Annotated in this window: 17 protein-coding genes; all 17 read left to right on the forward strand. The window is 38.4% G+C overall.

Annotated elements, in window-relative coordinates:
- The coding region (locus MiAbW_RS17375) for an NAD-dependent epimerase/dehydratase family protein (RefSeq protein ID WP_238707333.1) at positions 1 to 962 on the forward strand (962 nt) is incomplete at its 5' end.
- Position 963: 1 nt separating this feature from the next.
- Positions 964 to 1,905: a glycosyltransferase family 2 protein gene (locus MiAbW_RS17380; RefSeq protein WP_151697130.1), complete on the forward strand. Its 942-nt coding sequence runs from the start codon at positions 964 to 966 to the stop codon at positions 1,903 to 1,905.
- Between the two features lie 179 nt (positions 1,906 to 2,084).
- Positions 2,085 to 3,020: an NAD-dependent epimerase/dehydratase family protein gene (locus MiAbW_RS17385; protein WP_151697129.1), complete on the forward strand. Its 936-nt coding sequence runs from the start codon at positions 2,085 to 2,087 to the stop codon at positions 3,018 to 3,020.
- A gap of 1 nt (position 3,021) precedes the next feature.
- Positions 3,022 to 3,963, forward strand: coding sequence for a glycosyltransferase family 2 protein (locus MiAbW_RS17390; RefSeq protein WP_151697131.1), 942 nt, complete (start codon positions 3,022 to 3,024; stop codon positions 3,961 to 3,963).
- Between the two features lie 63 nt (positions 3,964 to 4,026).
- Positions 4,027 to 6,150, forward strand: a complete 2,124-nt coding sequence (locus MiAbW_RS20275; protein ID WP_238707334.1) for a hypothetical protein — start codon at positions 4,027 to 4,029, stop codon at positions 6,148 to 6,150.
- Between the two features lie 148 nt (positions 6,151 to 6,298).
- On the forward strand, positions 6,299 to 7,039 hold the full coding sequence (locus tag MiAbW_RS17400; RefSeq protein ID WP_052276406.1) for a Uma2 family endonuclease: 741 nt from the start codon (positions 6,299 to 6,301) through the stop codon (positions 7,037 to 7,039).
- Between the two features lie 115 nt (positions 7,040 to 7,154).
- Positions 7,155 to 7,925 (forward strand): Uma2 family endonuclease, encoded by a 771-nt coding sequence (locus tag MiAbW_RS17405; RefSeq protein WP_151697132.1) that lies wholly within the window; start codon positions 7,155 to 7,157, stop codon positions 7,923 to 7,925.
- Positions 7,912 to 8,193, forward strand: coding sequence for a hypothetical protein (locus MiAbW_RS17410; protein WP_151697133.1), 282 nt, complete (start codon positions 7,912 to 7,914; stop codon positions 8,191 to 8,193). The genes MiAbW_RS17405 and MiAbW_RS17410 overlap by 14 nt, the downstream gene beginning before the upstream one ends.
- Before the next feature lie 58 nt (positions 8,194 to 8,251).
- A complete protein-coding gene (locus tag MiAbW_RS17415; protein WP_151697134.1) occupies positions 8,252 to 9,310 on the forward strand; it encodes an NAD-dependent epimerase/dehydratase family protein in 1,059 nt (352 codons plus the stop codon).
- A gap of 12 nt (positions 9,311 to 9,322) precedes the next feature.
- Positions 9,323 to 10,147: a transketolase gene (locus MiAbW_RS17420; RefSeq protein WP_151697135.1), complete on the forward strand. Its 825-nt coding sequence runs from the start codon at positions 9,323 to 9,325 to the stop codon at positions 10,145 to 10,147.
- On the forward strand, positions 10,144 to 11,055 hold the full coding sequence (locus MiAbW_RS17425) for a transketolase family protein (protein ID WP_151697136.1): 912 nt from the start codon (positions 10,144 to 10,146) through the stop codon (positions 11,053 to 11,055). Before MiAbW_RS17420 ends, MiAbW_RS17425 begins: the two co-directional genes overlap by 4 nt.
- 4 nt (positions 11,056 to 11,059) lie before the next feature.
- Positions 11,060 to 11,437 (forward strand): GtrA family protein, encoded by a 378-nt coding sequence (locus MiAbW_RS17430; RefSeq protein WP_151697137.1) that lies wholly within the window; start codon positions 11,060 to 11,062, stop codon positions 11,435 to 11,437.
- A complete protein-coding gene (locus tag MiAbW_RS17435) occupies positions 11,437 to 12,369 on the forward strand; it encodes a glycosyltransferase family 2 protein (protein WP_151697143.1) in 933 nt (310 codons plus the stop codon). Before MiAbW_RS17430 ends, MiAbW_RS17435 begins: the two co-directional genes overlap by 1 nt.
- A 33-nt stretch (positions 12,370 to 12,402) precedes the next feature.
- Positions 12,403 to 14,151, forward strand: a complete 1,749-nt coding sequence (locus MiAbW_RS17440; protein ID WP_238707335.1) for a hypothetical protein — start codon at positions 12,403 to 12,405, stop codon at positions 14,149 to 14,151.
- Positions 14,152 to 14,163: 12 nt separating this feature from the next.
- Complete coding sequence (locus tag MiAbW_RS17445; protein ID WP_151697139.1) at positions 14,164 to 15,936, forward strand: hypothetical protein; 1,773 nt, start codon at positions 14,164 to 14,166, stop codon at positions 15,934 to 15,936.
- 183 nt (positions 15,937 to 16,119) lie between these two features.
- Complete coding sequence (locus MiAbW_RS17450; protein ID WP_151697140.1) at positions 16,120 to 16,389, forward strand: YciI family protein; 270 nt, start codon at positions 16,120 to 16,122, stop codon at positions 16,387 to 16,389.
- 75 nt (positions 16,390 to 16,464) lie between these two features.
- On the forward strand, positions 16,465 to 19,995 hold the full coding sequence (smc, locus tag MiAbW_RS17455; RefSeq protein ID WP_151697141.1) for a chromosome segregation protein SMC: 3,531 nt from the start codon (positions 16,465 to 16,467) through the stop codon (positions 19,993 to 19,995).
- Positions 19,996 to 20,249 lie beyond the last annotated feature (254 nt).

The following is a 20,249-nucleotide window of genomic DNA, read 5'->3' on the forward strand; positions in this document are numbered from 1 at the left end:
GAGAATCAAAACAATTTAAAGAAAGCATGAAAGTATTAATTACTGGTGCGAGTGGTTTTGTTGGTTCCCATGTAGCAAGGCTTTTAGTAGCCGAAGGGTGTGAGGTATATGCGCTTGTACGAGAAGGCAGCAACCAATGGCGAATTCAAGATATTCTGCCATCACTACATTTATGGCAATCTGACTTAGTAGCATTTGAAACAGTGAATGCTTATTTGCAGAAAATCAAGCCTGAATTGTGCATTCACTTAGCTTGGCATGTTGGGTCAGGAAAACAACTAAATTCTCAGGAAAACTTGAATTCATTCCAGGCAAGTCTCAATTTATTCTCTCAACTAGCTGAAGTAGGTTGTAAGCGGTTTGTGGGTATAGGGACTTGTTTTGAGTATGATTTCAATCTAGGATATTTTTCTGAATCAAGTCCGACAAAACCCATAACTTTATATGCAGCGAGCAAGGTGGCACTGTTGACTATTTTACAACAACTAGCGCAGATCGCCGAAGTGGAGTTAACATGGGTTCGTTTGTTTTATCAGTATGGACCAATGGAGGATGAGCGACGGTTAGTTCCGTCGGTTATTTGTTCACTGCTGCGGGATGAAGTGGTAAAAACAACTAAAGGTGAACAAGTTCTGGATTTTCTTCATGTTGAGGATATAGCATCAGCAATTTGGGCAGTTGCTAAGAGCAACGTTTCAGGTGTAGTTAATGTTGGTTCTGGTCAACCTGTAACCGTTGGACAAATAGCACTTGAACTTGGTAATTTATTAGGAAAACCTGATTTAATTCATCTGGGGGCTTTGCCTTACCGTCCCAATGATCCCATGTTTATTTGTGCTAATAATGAGTTGCTGAGAAAAAAGACTGATTGGACACAAAAATATAATTTAACGACGGGATTAAAAAATACAATTGAATGGTATAAAGACCATTTGAACATAAATAAAATTGAGGAAATTTAAGATGAGTAAAAAATTAATTAGTGTTGTTACTCCCTGCTATAATGAACAAGATAATGTTGAGTTTTCATATACTGAGGTCAAAGAGATTTTTGCAAGATTAGGAAAGTATGAATACGAACATATTTTTATTGATAATGACTCTCAAGATCAAACAGTCAGTATATTAGAGCAAATTTCTCAAAGCGACTCTAGAGTCAAAATTATCATTAACGCTAGGAATTTTGGCTTTGTTCGTTCTACCTATTACGGACTTTTACAAGGAACTGGAGATGCGGTTATTTTAGTCTTCGCCGATTGTCAGGATCCTCCCGAACTAATCGTCGATTTTTTAGAAAAATGGGAGGAAGGCTATCAAGTTGTTAAAGGGATTAAAAGATCGAGTCAAGAGAATTATTTGGTCTATAATGTAAGAAGATTTTATTATTTTTTAGTTAGAACCCTATCAGAAGAGATTGACTTAACTGCTAATTTTACCGGCTTCGGTTTATATGATCACAAAGTGATAGAAGCATTGCGTTTGATCGATGATCCTTATCCCTACTTGAAGGGTCTTATTTCAGAAGTCGGTTTTAAGAGTGCTAAAATCGAGTATCATCAGAAAGTCCGAAAACGAGGTAAGAGTAGTTTCAATTTTTATCGAATGTACGATCTAGCAATGCTGGGTATAACTACCTATTCTAATTTTCCGCTAAGATTGGCGACAATGATCGGGTTCGCTCTATCTCTACTGAGTTTTCTGGTCGGTCTGGGGACTTTGATTTTGAAGCTTCTGTTTTGGAACCTTTTCCCTATAGGGATAGCGGCAATCATTATCGGATTGTTTCTTTTTTCTTCTGTACAATTATTTTTTATAGGTATTTTAGGAGAATATATTGGTTTGATAAATAGACGAAGCTTAAAAAGACCTCTAGTTGTAGAGAGAGCGCGAGTCAACTTTGATTAAGAGTTACCTAGGGATGTTCTTTAATCTAAATTGTAAAAGACAATAAATAAAGAGGAAAATAAAATGTATCAAATGAATAAAACTGCGATTGATCAATGGCTTAAAGGAGTAGGGGCGTTCCTTTTTCAGAATTTCGGAGTCCATTTGTTTATCGAGAATCAAAACAATTTAAAGAAAGCATGAAAGTATTAATTACTGGTGCGAGTGGTTTTGTTGGTTCCCATGTAGCAAGGCTTTTAGTAGCCGAAGGGTGTGAGGTATATGCGCTTGTACGAGAAGGCAGCAACCAATGGCGAATTCAAGATATTCTGCCATCACTACATTTATGGCAATCTGACTTAGTAGCATTTGAAACAGTGAATGCTTATTTGCAGAAAATCAAGCCTGAATTGTGCATTCACTTAGCTTGGCATGTTGGGTCAGGAAAACAACTAAATTCTCAGGAAAACTTGAATTCATTCCAGGCAAGTCTCAATTTATTCTCTCAACTAGCTGAAGTAGGTTGTAAGCGGTTTGTGGGTATAGGGACTTGTTTTGAGTATGATTTCAATCTAGGATATTTTTCTGAATCAAGTCCGACAAAACCCATAACTTTATATGCAGCGAGCAAGGTGGCACTGTTGACTATTTTACAACAACTAGCGCAGATCGCCGAAGTGGAGTTAACATGGGTTCGTTTGTTTTATCAGTATGGACCAATGGAGGATGAGCGACGGTTAGTTCCGTCGGTTATTTGTTCACTGCTGCGGGATGAAGTGGTAAAAACAACTAAAGGTGAACAAGTTCTGGATTTTCTTCATGTTGAGGATATAGCATCAGCAATTTGGGCAGTTGCTAAGAGCAACGTTTCAGGTGTAGTTAATGTTGGTTCTGGTCAACCTGTAACCGTTGGACAAATAGCACTTGAACTTGGTAATTTATTAGGAAAACCTGATTTAATTCATCTGGGGGCTTTGCCTTACCGTCCCAATGATCCCATGTTTATTTGTGCTAATAATGAGTTGCTGAGAAAAAAGACTGATTGGACACAAAAATATAATTTAACGACGGGATTAAAAAATACAATTGAATGGTATAAAGACCATTTGAACATAAATAAAATTGAGGAAATTTAAGATGAGTAAAAAATTAATTAGTGTTGTTACTCCCTGCTATAATGAACAAGATAATGTTGAGTTTTCATATACTGAGGTCAAAGAGATTTTTGCAAGATTAGGAAAGTATGAATACGAACATATTTTTATTGATAATGACTCTCAAGATCAAACAGTCAGTATATTAGAGCAAATTTCTCAAAGCGACTCTAGAGTCAAAATTATCATTAACGCTAGGAATTTTGGCTTTGTTCGTTCTACCTATTACGGACTTTTACAAGGAACTGGAGATGCGGTTATTTTAGTCTTCGCCGATTGTCAGGATCCTCCCGAACTAATCGTCGATTTTTTAGAAAAATGGGAGGAAGGCTATCAAGTTGTTAAAGGGATTAAAAGATCGAGTCAAGAGAATTATTTGGTCTATAATGTAAGAAGATTTTATTATTTTTTAGTTAGAACCCTATCAGAAGAGATTGACTTAACTGCTAATTTTACCGGCTTCGGTTTATATGATCACAAAGTGATAGAAGCATTGCGTTTGATCGATGATCCTTATCCCTACTTGAAGGGTCTTATTTCAGAAGTCGGTTTTAAGATCGCTAAAATCGAGTATCATCAGAAAGTCCGAAAACGAGGTAAGAGTAGTTTCAATTTTTATCGAATGTACGACCTAGCAATGCTGGGTATAACTACCTATTCTAATTTTCCGCTAAGATTGGCGACAATGATCGGGTTCGCTCTATCTCTACTGAGTTTTCTGGTCGGTCTGGGGACTTTGATTTTGAAGCTTCTGTTTTGGAACCTTTTCCCTATAGGGATAGCGGCAATCATTATCGGATTGTTTCTTTTTTCTTCTGTACAATTATTTTTTATAGGTATTTTAGGAGAATATATTGGTTTGATAAATAGACGAAGCTTAAAAAGACCTCTAGTTGTAGAGAGAGCGCGAGTCAACTTTGATTAAGAGTTACCTAGGGATGTTCTTTAATCTAAATTGTAAAAGACAATAAATAAAGAGGAAAATAAAATGTATCAAATGAATAAACCTGTGATTGTTGATCAATGGCTTAAAGGAGTAGGGGCGTTCTTACTTATTTTTATTAATGTAAATTATCTTCTTACCACAAGATTTGAAAGCTTGAAAGGAAATGAAAGGTATGAAGCAATGTGGTATCTATTGATTTTAATTTCCATTATTGTTTTCCCTATATTTTTGGGTAAAGTTTTGAATTATTTGAGTTCTATTTTATCAAAAATAATCAATAATTGGCAAGTGACAAATCAAAGTCGTAATCTTGAGTTTTTATTTTCGTGGGGACTTGGTCTTGTTTTCAACACGATAGCAATTCAAAAGCTCTTTACCGAAGGAACTGGTAGAAGTCTCAGTTTCTACAATTGGGGTAAACTGACAACCTTTTTATCAAGCTTGAATTTTTTGGTGCTAATTCCAGTTGCATTAATTTTAACATTTATTTTCTTTTTTCTATTACATTTATTTTCCCTTCGTAAATTTTTGAGAACATTATTGATTGAGAATATAATTTTTATTGGAGTTTTAGTAACGGTTACATCAGTTGCTTGGAGTCTGGTTTATACTGATCCATCTAACTACCATTTTAATGCGTTTCTCTTCCCATTAGCGGCCATTAATAGCGATTCCCCTTTTATTCCTCTTGTTGATGATGGGTTTAAAACTTTATATGGCGGATATTATCTTTGGCTTGGCCTACTATCACGATTAATGGGAAATAGTCTATTGTCTATGAAAATTGTTGTGTGTAGTTTGATTGCTCTTCAGATTATTCTTTACTATTTAATAGTTAAAGCTATTTACAAAAATCCGTTGTTCAGAATTTTGGTATTCATCAGCTGCCTATTTTGGAGTTATTTTTATTTTAGGGTAGTAGGAGGAGATTTATACTTTCAATATTTTCCTTTAAGAACTTTATTTCCTTGTCTTTTACTGGTCACTTCGTTCTATATATCTGAAAGAAAATTTCTCGATAAAGCTACTTTTTCCATTGGATTTTTAACAATTAACTTACGAGATTTGATTCTAGATTTTATAGTGGCAATGGCTCTATTAAGTAATTTTGATTCTGGTGTAGTTGTGTTGATTATGTACTTTTTTATTTACATTTGGAATGAGTTTAAAATAGATGGTTTTAGCGCAAAAAACATGATTAAAAGATTAGCGGGATTTAGTATAAATCTCATAATTATCATGTCCATAGTTATTTTTGGCTTTAGAATTATTGCTGGAGAATTTATAAATTTTCTCAATTATACGGGTTCTACTCTTAAATTTGGCTCTGGCTTTCTAGGTTTGCCTTTTCCAGATAATATATGGATGATATTTATGGTTGTTTACGGTTTTAACATCATACAATCTTTTCAGAGTCCTATTGAGGATAAAAACGCTAAGTATCGTTTTGTAATTGCCATCTGGGGAATAGTTAGCCTCTTTTATTTTGTCAATAGAAGTCATCCTTGGAATTTGTTATTTGTATCACTTCCATTTTTTCTTTCCTATGGTTGTTTGATTGATTATGCCTTTAGTTCTTATCAACAAAAAATGTCTGAATCTGAACCGAAATTGATGCAGAATAAAATTGCATTGAGGGAGTTCTTGCCAATCCTATTGCCCAATTCGTTTGAGCTATTCAGACTCTCCCTTGTCAGTGTATTAGTCATGCCCTTTATTATTATGTCCCTAATCGCTTGTGTAAAATTTATCCCCTTAACTATATCCAATTTTAAAAGCCCTAAAAGCTATTCGCAAATGTCTGCTTTAGTCAGCTTGTCCGAGAGAGTGGCTACATTAGAAAAACAATTAAACCGCCCATCAATTCTTCTTTCAGATTCATTTGAATCCTATTATTATCTTCACAAAAACAGAAAAGTATTGTTTTATCCCGAGATAACTTCTATTTTCTCTGAGGACAATTCTTTTCAGCCCCGTTTTATTGATGCTCTCAATAAATTCAATCCAATTGTCACCCTATGTCCCATAAATGTACCTGTCATAAAAGAAAATCTTCATGACACTTTTTTACAATTACTCTATGAGAATAATTACAAGCTTGTAGAGTCAGGGAAAAACATAGATGACCCTATCCTGAAAAATTGTCAGATTTACATAAAAGATTAGAATTGTAATAGAATCAGAGAATCTTGACAAAATCACATAACCTAAAACGAGCCGAAGGCTTGGCAGCACAAATGCGGTAGCAATTGGGTTGACATTGACAATGGTTTATGATAAGAAAGTGGCATCAGTTGTTCACCCCAACCAACCAATGGCTCAAGAAACCCTCCTAATTGCAGCTAACCCACAAGGGATCAAGCTACCACCGACCGAAGATGAACTACCTTCTGATGATGGTATTCCCATGGAAACCCAGCGACACGGACTGCAAATGCAGTTATTAGTCAGACCTCTCTCCCGGTGGTTAAAAAACCAAGGACGGGAAGCGTTTGTCGGAGGCAATATGTTTGTTTACTTTAGCCCCAATCAAGTGCGTAACGAGGATTATCGCGGGCCCGATGTATTTGTCGTTGTGGACGTGCCTCGAAAAGAACGGAAAAGCTGGGTCGTCTGGGAAGAAGAAAAAGCTCCTGATGTGGTGATTGAGTTGCTTTCTGAAAGTACAGCAAAAAAAGATAAAGAAGAGAAAAAGCTTATCTATCAGAATCGTTTGCGGGTGACAGAATACTTTTGGTATGATCCCTTTGACCCAGAAGATTTAGCGGGACATCGCTTAGAAGGGGGTGTTTATAAATCTTTAAACCCAGATGCTCAAGGCAGGTTCAGCAGCGAAATATTAGGGCTAGTGTTAGTGCGGTGGCAGGGAATTTATGGGGATGAACAAGAGCCGATTACTTGGCTACGTTGGGCAACAGCAGAGGGGCAATTGCTCCCCACCATAGAGGAGTTGGCCGAGCAGGAAAAGCACCGGGCCGAGCAGGAAAAGCAACGGGCTGAACGCTTGGCAGCAAAATTAAGAGCGCTAGGAGTTGAAGTTGATGATAGTGTATGAAATAATTGCAGGCATTGTTCACCTACAGGTCTATTTTATAATTAATTTAATGCACCTACTTAGTCGTGGACAGTTTATGAGAGCTTATTAAATATAGAAAGGACTGTTTAGGACAATGACACCATCTGCTATTGATTTACCCCCAAAATCACCGCCAATCACCTGGGAAAAACTGCCAGATGATTTTGTATTACCTGACGAACCTGTGGACAATAACCTGCAACCTCTCTTAGCAGCCGCTTTACGCGAATCCCTAGAATTAGCAGGACTAATTCTAGAATCGATGCTAATTGCCTCTAATTTTGGCTTGTGTGCTACCGTTAAAACTCAAACAGTTGTCAAAGCACCTGATTGGGTTTATATTCCCTCAGTAAAACCCATTGCTAGTGGAGAAATTCGGCGCAGTTACACTCCCCACCTCCAAGGAGAAATTCCTACCATCGTCCTAGAGTTTATCTCGGAAACCGAAGGGGGTGAGTATTCCATCAATCCTCACTATCCCTATGGAAAATGGTATTTTTACGAGCAAATCTTACAAGTACCTGTCTATGGAATATTTCAGCCAAAAACCGGAGAATTAGAAATTTATCGATTGAATCAAGGAAGATATGAACAACAAAAACCTAATGAAAACAATCGTTATTGGATAGCAGAGATTAACTTATTTTTGGGAGTCTGGCAGGGAAAAAAAGCGGAAGTAACAGCCTATTGGTTACGTTGGTGGGATAAGTCGGGCAATCTGTTATTGTGGGGGAGTGAGTTAGTAGAGCAGGAAAAGCAACGGGCCGAGCAAGAGCGGCAACGAGCCGAGCAGGAAAAGCAACGAGCCGAGCGATTGGCATCACAATTGCGATCACTAGGGGTTGACATTGATGATAGTTTATGATATAAAACGAATCTTATCCTTTACTGTCTCTCACCTTACTTTTGTTGAATTATATGTACATTTAGCTTTTTTTGTCAATGAAGAAAAACAAGGTAAACATGATCTAATGTATGGTGTTCTTTTTGGGCTTTTGTTAATCCTGAAAAACTACTTTATCATTCCGCAAATGACAGCACAAGAACCGAGTATTATTGTCATCTTGAGTCCTCTATTGATGTTAATACTTGGAGGTTTAGTTATCAAAGAAGGATTAAATAATCAAAGATAAAAGGGTAAATGTAATTCGTTATGTATCATAATATTCATAGCTGGTGTAATATGCTCTTATGACCAATCTTCTAACAAATGACTTAAATCACATTCTCGCCCACACTAAGGACCTGTGGGAAGAATTGCGGGGACAGCGAATATTTATTACCGGAGGTACAGGCTTTTTTGGCTGTTGGTTATTAGAAAGTTTTATCTGGGCCAATGATCAGCTAGACTTAAAAGCATCAGCAGTGGTTTTAACCAGAAATCCCGATAGTTTCAGGCAAAAAGCTCCTCATTTAGCCAATCATCCCGCTATTCAATTCCATAGCGGGGATGTTAGGTCATTTGAGTTTCCTGAAGGGGAGTTTTCTTATATTATTCATGCGGCAACGGATGCAAGTTCTCTAGTACATCAAGAGGATCGTCTTTCTGTGCTAGATACTACAGTACAAGGGACTTGGCGAGTGCTAGATTTTGCTAAAAATTGTGGCACAAAAAAATTATTACTAACTAGCTCAGGAGCAATTTATGGTCAACAACCCTCAGATATAAGTCATATTCCGGAAAGTTATCAAGGGGCGCCGGATGTGAGTTCTCCTAACTCCGTTTATGGAGAGGGAAAACGACTCGCAGAACTCTTGAGTGTCTTGTATGCTCAGGAGTATAATATAGGGGTAAAAATTGCCCGGTGTTTTGCCTTTGTCGGTCCGTATTTACCTTTAGATGAATCTTTTGCCATTGGCAACTTTATCAAGGACATTTTAGAGGGAAAAACGATTCATATTAAAGGAGATGGAACCCCCTATCGTTCCTATTTATATGCTTCGGATTTGATGATTTGGTTATGGACTATATTATTTAAGGGCGAGTCTTGTCGTCCTTATAATGTGGGTTCAAATGTGGAAATCAACATCAAAGATACCGCCTTAGCAGTGGCGGAAATTGCTGGACACCCTAATTCTATCACTGTTGCTCAAGAACCAGTTGTAGGTCAACGGATTGCCAGATATGTACCCGCTACTGACAGAGCATTAAAAGAATTAGGACTCAAGGCAACCGTTGATTTATCTACGGGTATAAAAAAAACCCTTGCATGGTATCCACAAAGACTAACACAAACTGATAATCATTGAGGGGTTTAACTCATGAAATTTCAAGGAAATCAACTCCGTCAAACTGTTCTGAGGATGGCCTTTGCTGGTTCGACCGTGCATATTGGCTGTGCCTTTTCTATTATCGAGATTCTCGCAGTTCTCTATCGTTCTTACCTAAATCTAGGGAATGGTCAACCGGAGTCCTCTGGCAGAGATTATTTAATTCTCAGTAAAGGTCATGGAGTAATGGCTCAATATGCTTGTATGTATGAGTTAGGCTGGCTAACGGATAAGGATATTGATAATTACTTTGGGGATGGTACAATTCTTAAAGGGTTATCTGATGCTCATGTGCCTGGTTTAGAAGTAAGTTCAGGGTCTTTAGGGCATGGTTTATCTGTGGGTGTAGGGATGGCGTTAGCTAGTAAAATTAAAGGAACCGGACAGCGTTGTTTTGCCCTTGTGGGGGATGGAGAAATTAATGAGGGGTCGATTTGGGAAGCCCTACTTTTTGCCTCTCATTTTCAACTGTCTAACTTGTTAGTCATTGTAGATGCTAATGGTTATCAAGCGATGGGGCCTACTCAAGAAGTGATGAATTTAGGCCAAATTGCTGATAAGTTCCGGGCTTTTGGTTTTGAGTGTCGAGAAGTAGATGGTCATGATGAAAAGGCATTAGATCAGGTCTTTCAAGGATTATTAGAACTGTCTTCTTCTTGTCCTAAAGCTGTTATCGCTCACACGGTTAAAGGGAAAGGTGTTTCTTTCATGGAAGATAATAATGTTTGGCATTATAGCCGATTAAATCGTGAGATTTATGCCCAAGCTAAAGCCGAATTAGAAACTCAAGTTTACAAGGACAAATTAAGTTTATGAGAAACGCTTTTTCAGATGCTTTAGTCAAATTTGCTTTAGGGGATGAGCGAGTTCTGTTATTAACTGGGGATCATGGTTATGCTTTATTCGATGATTTTCGTCAGGCTTGCCCTAAACAATATATCAATGCGGGGGTAGCAGAACAAAATATGGTAGGGGTGGCGGCAGGACTCGCTAAATCGGGATTTTTTCCAGTAGTTTATGGTTTAAGTTCTTTTCTGCCGATAAGAGTTCTAGAACAAATTAAGTTAGATATTTGTTATGAACAATTAAAGGTTTTATTGATTGGAGATGGTGCTGGAGTGGTCTATAGTAGTCTGGGTTCTAGTCATCAGTCTACCGAAGATATTGCCGCTTTAAGGGCTTTACCTAATATCTCGATTCTCTCCCCAGCAGATGCCTCCGAAATGACTCAATGTATGAATTGGGCTTTTAACACTGATGGAGCGGTTTATTTACGCATGGGTAAGGCAGATTTAGGTGTAATTCATGAGACTTTACCTAATATTGATCCGGGTAAACTTTACCCCGTTAAACCAGGCACCGGCAACCTTGGATTTTTGGCGACAGGTTCGATGGTTAAAACGGCTCTAGAAGTGGCCCAAGAATGGGATAATAGTGGGGTGTGGAGTGTTCCTTTTATTAAGCCTCTTGATGTCCAACAAGTGAGAGAAATTTGTCAGCAATATCAAGCTATTGTGGTGATAGAAGAACATTCTATCTATGGGGGTTTGGGTTCTGCTATTTCTGAAATTGCCAGCACCTATCATCCCAGTTGGATTTGTCGCATTGGTATTGAAGATCGATTTTCTCAATTTTGCGGAACTTATCAATATTTGATGCAAGAACATCGGCTAGATGTTGCCTCAGTTAAGAAAAAAGTTAGAAATTTTATGTCACGATTGTAGAAAAATGTATCTAATCAAAAAAAGTAAATTTGTTAGATTTTTGTTAGTGGGGGTAGTTAATACCTTATTTGGTTATTCGGTGTTTGCCTTGCTGATTTGTCTAGGATTAGATTATCGCTATTCCTTACTTATCGCTACTATTTGCGGGGTATTATTCAACTTTAAAACTATCGGAGCTATTGTTTTTAAAGACCAAAATAATCGACTACTATCTCGCTTTATTGGTGTTTATTTAGTGATTTACTTATTAAACGCTGAATCCTTACGAATTGTTAAGATGCTAGGAATTAATATCTTAGTGGCACAAGCTATCTTAGTATTGCCTCTAGCAATTGTTTCCTATTTCTTAAATAAAACCTTTGTTTTTAGAGGAAGTAGATGATGAAAAAAATTACGATTATGACTCCTTGTTATAATGAAGAAGAGAATGTTGAAGATATTTACTTGCGGGTTAAAGAAGTCTTTTATCAGTTACCTAACTATGAGTATGAACATCTTTTTATCGATAACGCTTCCCAAGATAAAACTGTAGATGAATTAAAAAAAATTGCTCAAAAAGACTCTAGGGTAAAAGTCATCGTTAATGCTAGAAATTTCGGACCCGTTCGTTCTGGTTACTATGGTATTCTTCAGTGTTACGGAGATGCGGTTATTTTTATGGTAGCAGATTTGCAAGATCCTCCCGAATTAATCCTAGAATTTGTCAAGAAGTGGGAGGAAGGCTATAAAGTTGTTAAAGCGGTTAAAACTCCGATGAAAGAAGGAGCTTTTTTCTATTTTGCTAGACAAATTTTTTATTATTTAATGGACAATCTTTCAGATATAAAAGTTACTAGAAACTTTACAGGTTTCGGTTTATACGATCAGAAAGTCATTAATGTTCTACGAGAGATTAACGATCCCTATCCCTATTTTAGGGGACTGATCGAAGAGTTGGGTTTTGAAAGTTTCTCTTTTGAGTATCAACAACAACGGCGAAAACGGGGTATAAGTAGTTACAATTTCTATCGATACTATAGCGAAGCGATGTTGGGTATTACCAGTCACTCCCAAGTACCCCTCAGACTGGCCACCATGTTAGGCTTTATTTTGTCCCTCTTGAGTCTGCTAGTGGCGTTAGGTTATTTAATCGCCAAATTGTTGTTCTGGGATTATTTTCCTTTAGGAACCGCACCAATCATGGTCGGACTATTTTTACTAGCTTCTGTGCAACTATTTTTTATCGGTATTATTGGGGAATACATTGGCTTAATGCACATGAGAATTTTAAAAAGGCCTTTAGTGGTCGAACGGGAAAGAATCAACTTTTACTAATCTATAACTGTCGAACTAATGCCCCAAGTGATCATGAAAAATTTTGACTTACGCTTATCTTTATTAAATGCAATAGAAAACCTCTCTGGATTACCTAATCTATATAGGATAAGTCTGATTATTGTATTATTCATATTTGTCGTTCTAGCGCTTTCTCCTACAATCTTCAACGAGTCGAAGATTAGTAGATTTGTCTTGCGGGTTTTCTCGGAACCTGTTTTTTTAGCGTGGACGGGGTTAGCGATTCTCGCCGGTCGTTGGCCAGTTTTACTCGCTCCATCTATTAATTCGGATGAAGATCTCTTCATTGCCGCCGCGATGAAACTGTTTAAAGATGCAGCTTTCTGGCGTTCGGTTGATACTGGCTCATCGGGTCCGCTGAATATTATACCCCTGACTATTCCTAAACTATTGAATATTCGCATCGATTACGCCAGCGCTCGAGTTATCGGCTTATTTTTAGTTATTCTGTCCGTTATTTTTTTCTATTACTCGCTTAAATATTTATACGATAATCGAGTCGCCCGTATTGCGACTATCCCAGTTGTTTTATTTTTCTCCTCGGCAGTCCACAGTAATTTCGTTCACTATAGCAGCGAACATTTCCCGATCGCTATTTTAAGTGCTGCTCTTTGGATGACCTGCTACGTTTACACCCGCGAGTTTAGTGATCGCATGGTTTTTATCTTTGGTGCAGTTATCGGAATGATGCCCTACGCAAAAATGCAGGGTCTTCCCGTCGCGCTGGCAATCACTTTAATTTTCGCTCACATACTTTGGACAAAAAAAGAAAGTCTCCGACAATTTCTTAAAAGTTTAGCCACGCTTGCCTTAGGCTTATTGCTGTTTTCTGCTATCAATCTCTTTTTCTTAATTCTTTTTTCAACCTCTGAGGATTTCTGGAGAAGGTATATCATCCAGAATTTATTAATTTATGCCGACCTAAAGAACCGAACCTTCGGCGAAAAGTTCAGCCAATTTATATCAATGGCTAGTCGTGAAGGATTAAACTCAAGTTCACTATTTCAAATTACCTCGATTTTTCTCATCCCTGCAACGATTTTATTTTTCAGGGAAAGTATTGTACGGCGAAAGCTATTTTTCACAAATACTTTTATCTTCTTCTTCTACAGCCTGTTTATCCTAGTAGTTTCTCTTTATGTCGTCGTTCGCCCTGGTAATCATTTCCTGCATTATCTTCTTTTTCTTGTTTTCCCCTGTGGTTTTTTGATCGGTGTGATAATCGGAGAAATTTTTAAATTGTCGGAGAATAATGCTTTTTATAAACAGATACAGTTTTTGATATTGCTATTGATGATCGCGGTCATCCTCCCACAGAGCTATACTTTTATCAGAAGCAAAAACCCCTATCTCTCTCGACACCAAAAATATCTTCAGGACTATCAAACTCCCGTCGTGCAGACAATCTTGCAATACGCTTTACCGACTGATTCAATGGCGGTCTGGGGCAAGAGGAATGATCTATATGTCGAGACTGGACTGTATCCAGGAGTTAGAGACGGTTTGATTATATGGATGGCTTTTAAAGGTCCCCAGCAGGCTTATCATCTAAAAAGCTTCGCAGACGATCTATTACAGTCAAAATCAAAGGTTTTTGTAGATGCGACAGCTGGGGATAAGTCCTATGTCGATAAGACGATTTGTCGTCGCAAGAATACGAATTGTCGTTATGATGCCTATCCCGAAATCGCCACTGTGATTGAAAATAACTATCGCATGGTGGATGAAGTTGAGGGCATTCGGATTTATGTGAGAAAATAGAGTAGTGAAAAAATGGTAGATAATCAAATTGATTTACGCTGGTGGCTACTGAGCAACTTGGCAAGTGTTCAATCTTTGTCAATTATTTACAGAATATCGGTAATAGTCACTTTTATTATCTTCATTTTTTTCACTTTTTCTCCTCTCATATTCCTGAGAACTCCCACGGGTAAGCTCCAGAAATTTTTATTGTCAAATCTAATATTTATTATCTCCTTAGTGACTTTTATTTTAGCAGCACGCTGGCCAGGCTTCTTGTCACCCATGCTAGACCCAGACGAGGCGCAGTTTATTGCAGGTGCGATAAAATTGTTGAAAGACCCAGTTTTCTGGCGTGCGGTAGATGCGGGTTCATCTGGACCGCTCAATGTCTATCCTCTGACTCTACCAGCTTTTTTCGGGTTCAGAATTGAATATGCTAGTAGTCGTGTAATCGGCTTGATCATGATCATTGCTGCTATTGTTTGTCTTTATTATGTTTTATCCACTCTCTACGATAAGAGCCTTTCTCGCATAGCAATAGTTCCCGTTGTCACCACTGTCGCCTTAATGACAAAATCAGGCTATGTGCATTATACAAGTGAACATTTTTCAATTGCCATATTAAGTGTGGCTTTGTTAATCGTTTGTAAATATTATGCTGGTAATTCATCTAATCCTAATCACCTGATATTTGCTTTGGGTTTTATACTAGGACTTACTCCCTTTGCCAAAATGCAGTCAGTTCCTATAGCTTTCTCAATTGCTTGTGTATTTTTGCACATACTCTGGCTAAAAAGCATCGCAAGAGGTCAATTTATCAGGAGTCTTGCTACTTTCTTTCTTGGGGTAATGTTGTTCTCGGTTTTAGTTGTACTATATTTAACAATTTTCTCAATATATGATGCTTTCTGGACATCTTATATACAACAAAATTTCTTGATTTATTCTAATGTTTTGGGAGGAAACCCAACGCAAGTAAACTTTTTGGACAAAATTAACATAGTTCTGGATATGTTAGTAACAGTGCAAGATACACAGATGTTATTTTTATTAACAGCAATTGCCTTGATATTAGGAATACCATTTTTAATAATAAAGCGTTTTTCTTTAAGCCGACATCGAGAGAATTCTAACACATTTTGTTTTGTCTATTACAGTTTATTTATTTTGGTTGCATCGAGTTATTCAATTATTAAACCAGGGAATGGTTTTTCTCATTATTTACTGTTTCTAATTATACCTAGTGGATTTCTAATCGGCGTTTTTATAGGTGAACTAGCAAAAGTTTTACAAGTGTCAAAATTAACTCGTTCAAACTTAAAGTTGTCTCTTTTAACAGGTGTAGTTTTCATTACAGTTGCTAGTAGTTTTTTGCAATTTACCATAACAATAGTATCAGATAATTTTCACCTCGATAATCGCAGAAGATTTGCTAAAAATTATCTCAGTCGGATTGCTAAAACTATTCTGAAGTATGCTTCTCCTGGTGAATCTATGGCTGTTTGGGGGTGGGTACCAGAGTTATATGTTGACACAAGCATAGTACAAGCGACAAGAGATAGTGTTCCTGTTTGGCAAATCCTACCAGGTTCACTGCAAGAATATTTTCTGAAAAGATATGCAGACGATCTGATTAATTCTAATGCTAGGTTATTTGTTGATGCTGTAGCTCCAAGAATGACTGGATTTAAAGATAGAGAAACTCAGGGACACGAAGTTTTTCCTGAAATTGCTAGGGTTATCAAGGAAAATTATTGGCTAGTTGATGAAGTTCAAGGAGTTCGTATTTATCTTAAAAAATAATTATATGCTGCCTTTTTCCCGATTTGAGAACCCAGTAAACGGTCCGAATAAGTTTGTAAATCACCACCCCGACTATCTGCATCCTACAGTATCTGTGTACTTCCCCCACTTTTCTATATCGATTTAGTCTGACGGACGATTCGATCGTAAAATAGCAACAGATCAAGAGAGTACAGGTCAAATATGCCGAAATTTGTTGTCTGGGGTAGTTATTGTGAAAACGTGCTGGAAAAACGCTCACCCTATCGTCAAGCGCATCTAGAGGGATTAAATCGACAGAAAGAACGGGGAATTCTCATTACTATCGGACCAACGGCAGATTTAAGCCAAGTTTTTGGAATTTATCAGGCAGTCAGCGAGTCGGAAGTGCGAGAATTAATCGAAGCGGATCCCTACTGGCAAAATGGTATCTGGACAGAGTACCAAGTCAAAGAATGGATTCAAGCCATCTAAGGGGACTATCAGCTATATTTTTCTATAAGGGTGTTGTCTTAAAGCTGATAGCTTGCCTACTTTTTGCTTATTGCCATGGTTTACATCAAAAAGGTCGAACTCTCACACTTCAAATCCTTCGGGGGAACGACTCCCATCCCCTTTTTACCAGGGTTTACGGTGGTTTCCGGTCCAAATGGTTCGGGAAAGTCGAATATCCTCGACGCTTTGCTATTTTGCTTGGGATTAGCTACTTCCAAGGGAATGCGGGCCGAAAGATTACCGGATTTAGTCAATCATAGCTATAACAATCAACGTCATAGCGCGGAAGCGAGTGTCTCGGTGACTTTTGATGTTGCCGATATTCCTGACGCAACCGATAGGGATTGGACAGTTTCCCGACGCTTAAAAGTGGCTAAGGGTGGCAGCTACACTTCTACCTACTATATCAATGGGGAAACCTGTACGGTTAGCGAACTTCACGACCAATTAAACCGTTTACGCATCTATCCCGAAGGGTACAACGTGGTGTTACAGGGGGACGTAACCCGAATTATCAGCATGAATGCTAAGGAAAGACGGGAAATTATCGACGAATTGGCAGGAGTAGCCGAATTTGACCGCAAAATTGAGAAAACTAAGGAGAATATCGATTCGGTTAAAGAAAGAGAAGAACGCTGCCAAATTATTGCCACAGAATTGCAAAAATCTCTGGAAAAATTAGCACTCGATCGCATTAAAGCCGAAAAATACCAAAAACTCAAGGCCCAAGTCCAAGAAAAACAACAATGGGAAATTGTCCTCCATTGGCAAAATCTCCAGCAGCGCTGCCAGCAAGTACAAGGACAAATTCAAGCTGGGGAAAGGGAAAAACAGGTTTTAACGGAGACTATCGCCAATTTATCCGAACAAATCGCCCAAAATAGTCAAGAATTAGAGAAACTCAATCAACAGGTCAAAGCTTTCGGGGAAGATGAACACCTATCCCTGACTTCCCGATTAGCGAGTCAACAGGCCAAACGACAACAACAGCAACAACGACAAAAAGAGTTAGAAAACCTCGAAAAAGAATCTAAGGCACAGAAAAACAGACTTTTAGAGGAAATTAATCGCTATAATCTCGAATTAAACCAGATTACTGCCCAAAAAAGCCGTTTAGAAACTGAAATTTTACCCAGTCTCCTACGGACAACCGAAACCGCAAGGGAAACCCTAGAAACCTATCGTCTGCAAGCAAGTAGTCTCGCGGAAGCGTCAGAAGCTTGGGTAAAAGAACAAAGTGACCTTTCCCGCAATATTACCCGTCTTCAGGAACAATTAAACCCCTACCGTAGCCAACGGGCCCAATTGACCGAAAGATGCGATCGATTACAAACTAATATAGTAGAAGCTGGTCAACGTTTGCAAGAATTAGAGCAAGTTAATAGGACAAAAGCAGAAGAAAGTCAAGAAATATTACAAAAAATTAATCAATTAGCCCCCGATATCCAAAATTTAGCCCAAAAACTCACCATTGCCGAACAAAATCGCGTTATCAGTCAGGACACCCAAAAACGTCTGCTAAAGGAACAACGGGACAAACAGAGGGAATTAGATAAACTGGAAGCGACCAAGCAAGCACAACAGGAAGCCCAGGGAACCTATGCTACTCAAATATTATTACAGTCAGATTTGCCCGGAATCTGCGGATTAGTAGCACAATTGGGCGAAGTAGAGGAACGTTATCAAATTGCTCTTGAAATCGCCGCTGGAGGTCGTTTAGGTCATGTAGTCGTCCAAGATGATAGCGTTGCGGCTGCCGGAATTGCCTTGCTAAAACAGCGTCGCATCGGTAGGGCCACTTTTTTACCCCTGAATAAAATTCGTCCTTCCCGTCCCCAGGATATTTCCTCTCTGCGTCATGCGCGGGGTTATCTGGATTTAGCGGTGAATTTAGTTAAGTTTCAACCCCAGTATCGGGAGGTTTTCAACTATATTTTTGGCAGTACGGTGGTTTTTGATGATATAGATTCTGCCCGTTATTATATCAATCAATATCGCATCGTTACTTTGGATGGCGAGTTATTAGAGATGACTGGCGCTATGACGGGAGGCAGCAAACCGACTCGATCGGGGCTGCGTTTTGGTAAAATTTCTGCCAAGGAGTCTAGTGAAGCGGAATCTCTACGGGAAAGATTAGCAGAAATCGATCGCATTCTTACCCGCAACGAAGAAAAAATTACCCAAGTTAATAATCTTATCAGTCAGTTAACCCAACAGTTGACCGAAAGCCGTCAAAGTCATCGGGAAAATCAATTATCTCTACAACAATTAAGCAAGGATTTAGAACGTTTAACCACAGAAAAAGAGGATTTAACCCGTCAATTATCGGGTCAGCAAGAGGAAATTACTATTTCTCGTCAACGGTTAGAGGTATTAACTAGAGAAATTCCTCAGTTAGAGTTATCCTTACAGCAAGAACAGGAGAAATTAACTGCTTTAGAGGCCAATCATAACCATAGCGAATGGCAACAGGTACAGGGAATAATTCGCGCTCAAGAATTAGAGTTACAAACTCAAGAAAATCATCTCGTTACAGTCCGGGAACAGTTAAAAGATTTACAAAGTCAACAAATCAGACTAGAGGAAAAAAGTCAAGAGTCTGCGGATAGAATTATTGAGATTGAGAAAATAATTACCGATGCAGTTAATCAGAGAAATATCGGAAATCTGGAGATAGAAAAACTTGATCACAATATTTTAGAAATCAATCAAGCTTTACAGCAATTATCACGACAACTAGGGGAAACTAAGCAAAAAAGAGACCAATCAGAGACAGTTTTGCGACAACAACAAAACCAACAACAACAGGCTATCTGGCAATCGGAAAAGTTAGTCAACAATCAAGAGGAAAGACAAGCATTACTAACCACTTTACAGACAGAAATTAGTCAACTAGAAAGGGACTTACCCAATCCCTTGCCCGAAATTCCTGAAAGTGAGCGAGACTTCGAGAAAATTCAAAGCGATATTCGGCAGTTACAAAAGAAATTAGCAGCTTTAGAACCTGTGAATATGTTAGCTTTAGAAGAACACCAAAAGACTAAAGAGAGATTAGATGAACTATCAGAAAAACTGCAAACTCTAGAAGGAGAAAGAACCGAACTACTTTTGCGGATAGAAAACTTTACCACCCTTAGATTTAATGCTTTTCAGGAAGCATTTACTGCCGTTAACGAAAACTTTAAGACCATATTTGCTACCCTGTCCGATGGCGATGGTTACTTACAACTAGAAGACGAAAATGACCCCTTTAATGGTGGCTTAAATCTGGTGGCCCATCCGAAGGGAAAACCCGTACAGCGATTAAGTTCCATGTCTGGGGGGGAGAAATCTTTAACCGCTTTAAGCTTTATTTTTTCCCTACAAAGATATCGTCCTTCCCCCTTTTATGCCTTTGATGAAGTGGATATGTTTTTAGATGGGGCAAATGTGGAGAAATTGGCTAAAATGATTCAAAAACAAGCCCAACAAGCGCAGTTTATTGTTGTTAGTTTGCGTCGGCCGATGATTGAAGCATCGGAAAGAACCATCGGTGTCACCCAAGCGCGGGGAACCCATACACAAGTATTAGGAATTAAAGTTTAACCTTAGACGCAAGTGGGGTGTGGGGTCTGGGGTGTGGGGTGTAGGGTGTGGGGTGTGGGGTGTGGGAAGTGGGAAGCTTTTCAGTAAACAGTAAACAGTGAACTGAAAACTCACATCTGATAACTGATATAGCGGTATGCACTTGCATGAGGTACAATAGAAGAGGACAATAAATTATAGACCTAGGCAGGAGCCACGACCCGATGAAGCCCTATTCTTTAGACTTGCGACAAAAGATCATCGAGACCTACGAG

The organism is Microcystis aeruginosa NIES-4325, assembly GCF_008974145.1.
GTDB classification, from domain to species: domain Bacteria; phylum Cyanobacteriota; class Cyanobacteriia; order Cyanobacteriales; family Microcystaceae; genus Microcystis; species Microcystis aeruginosa_G.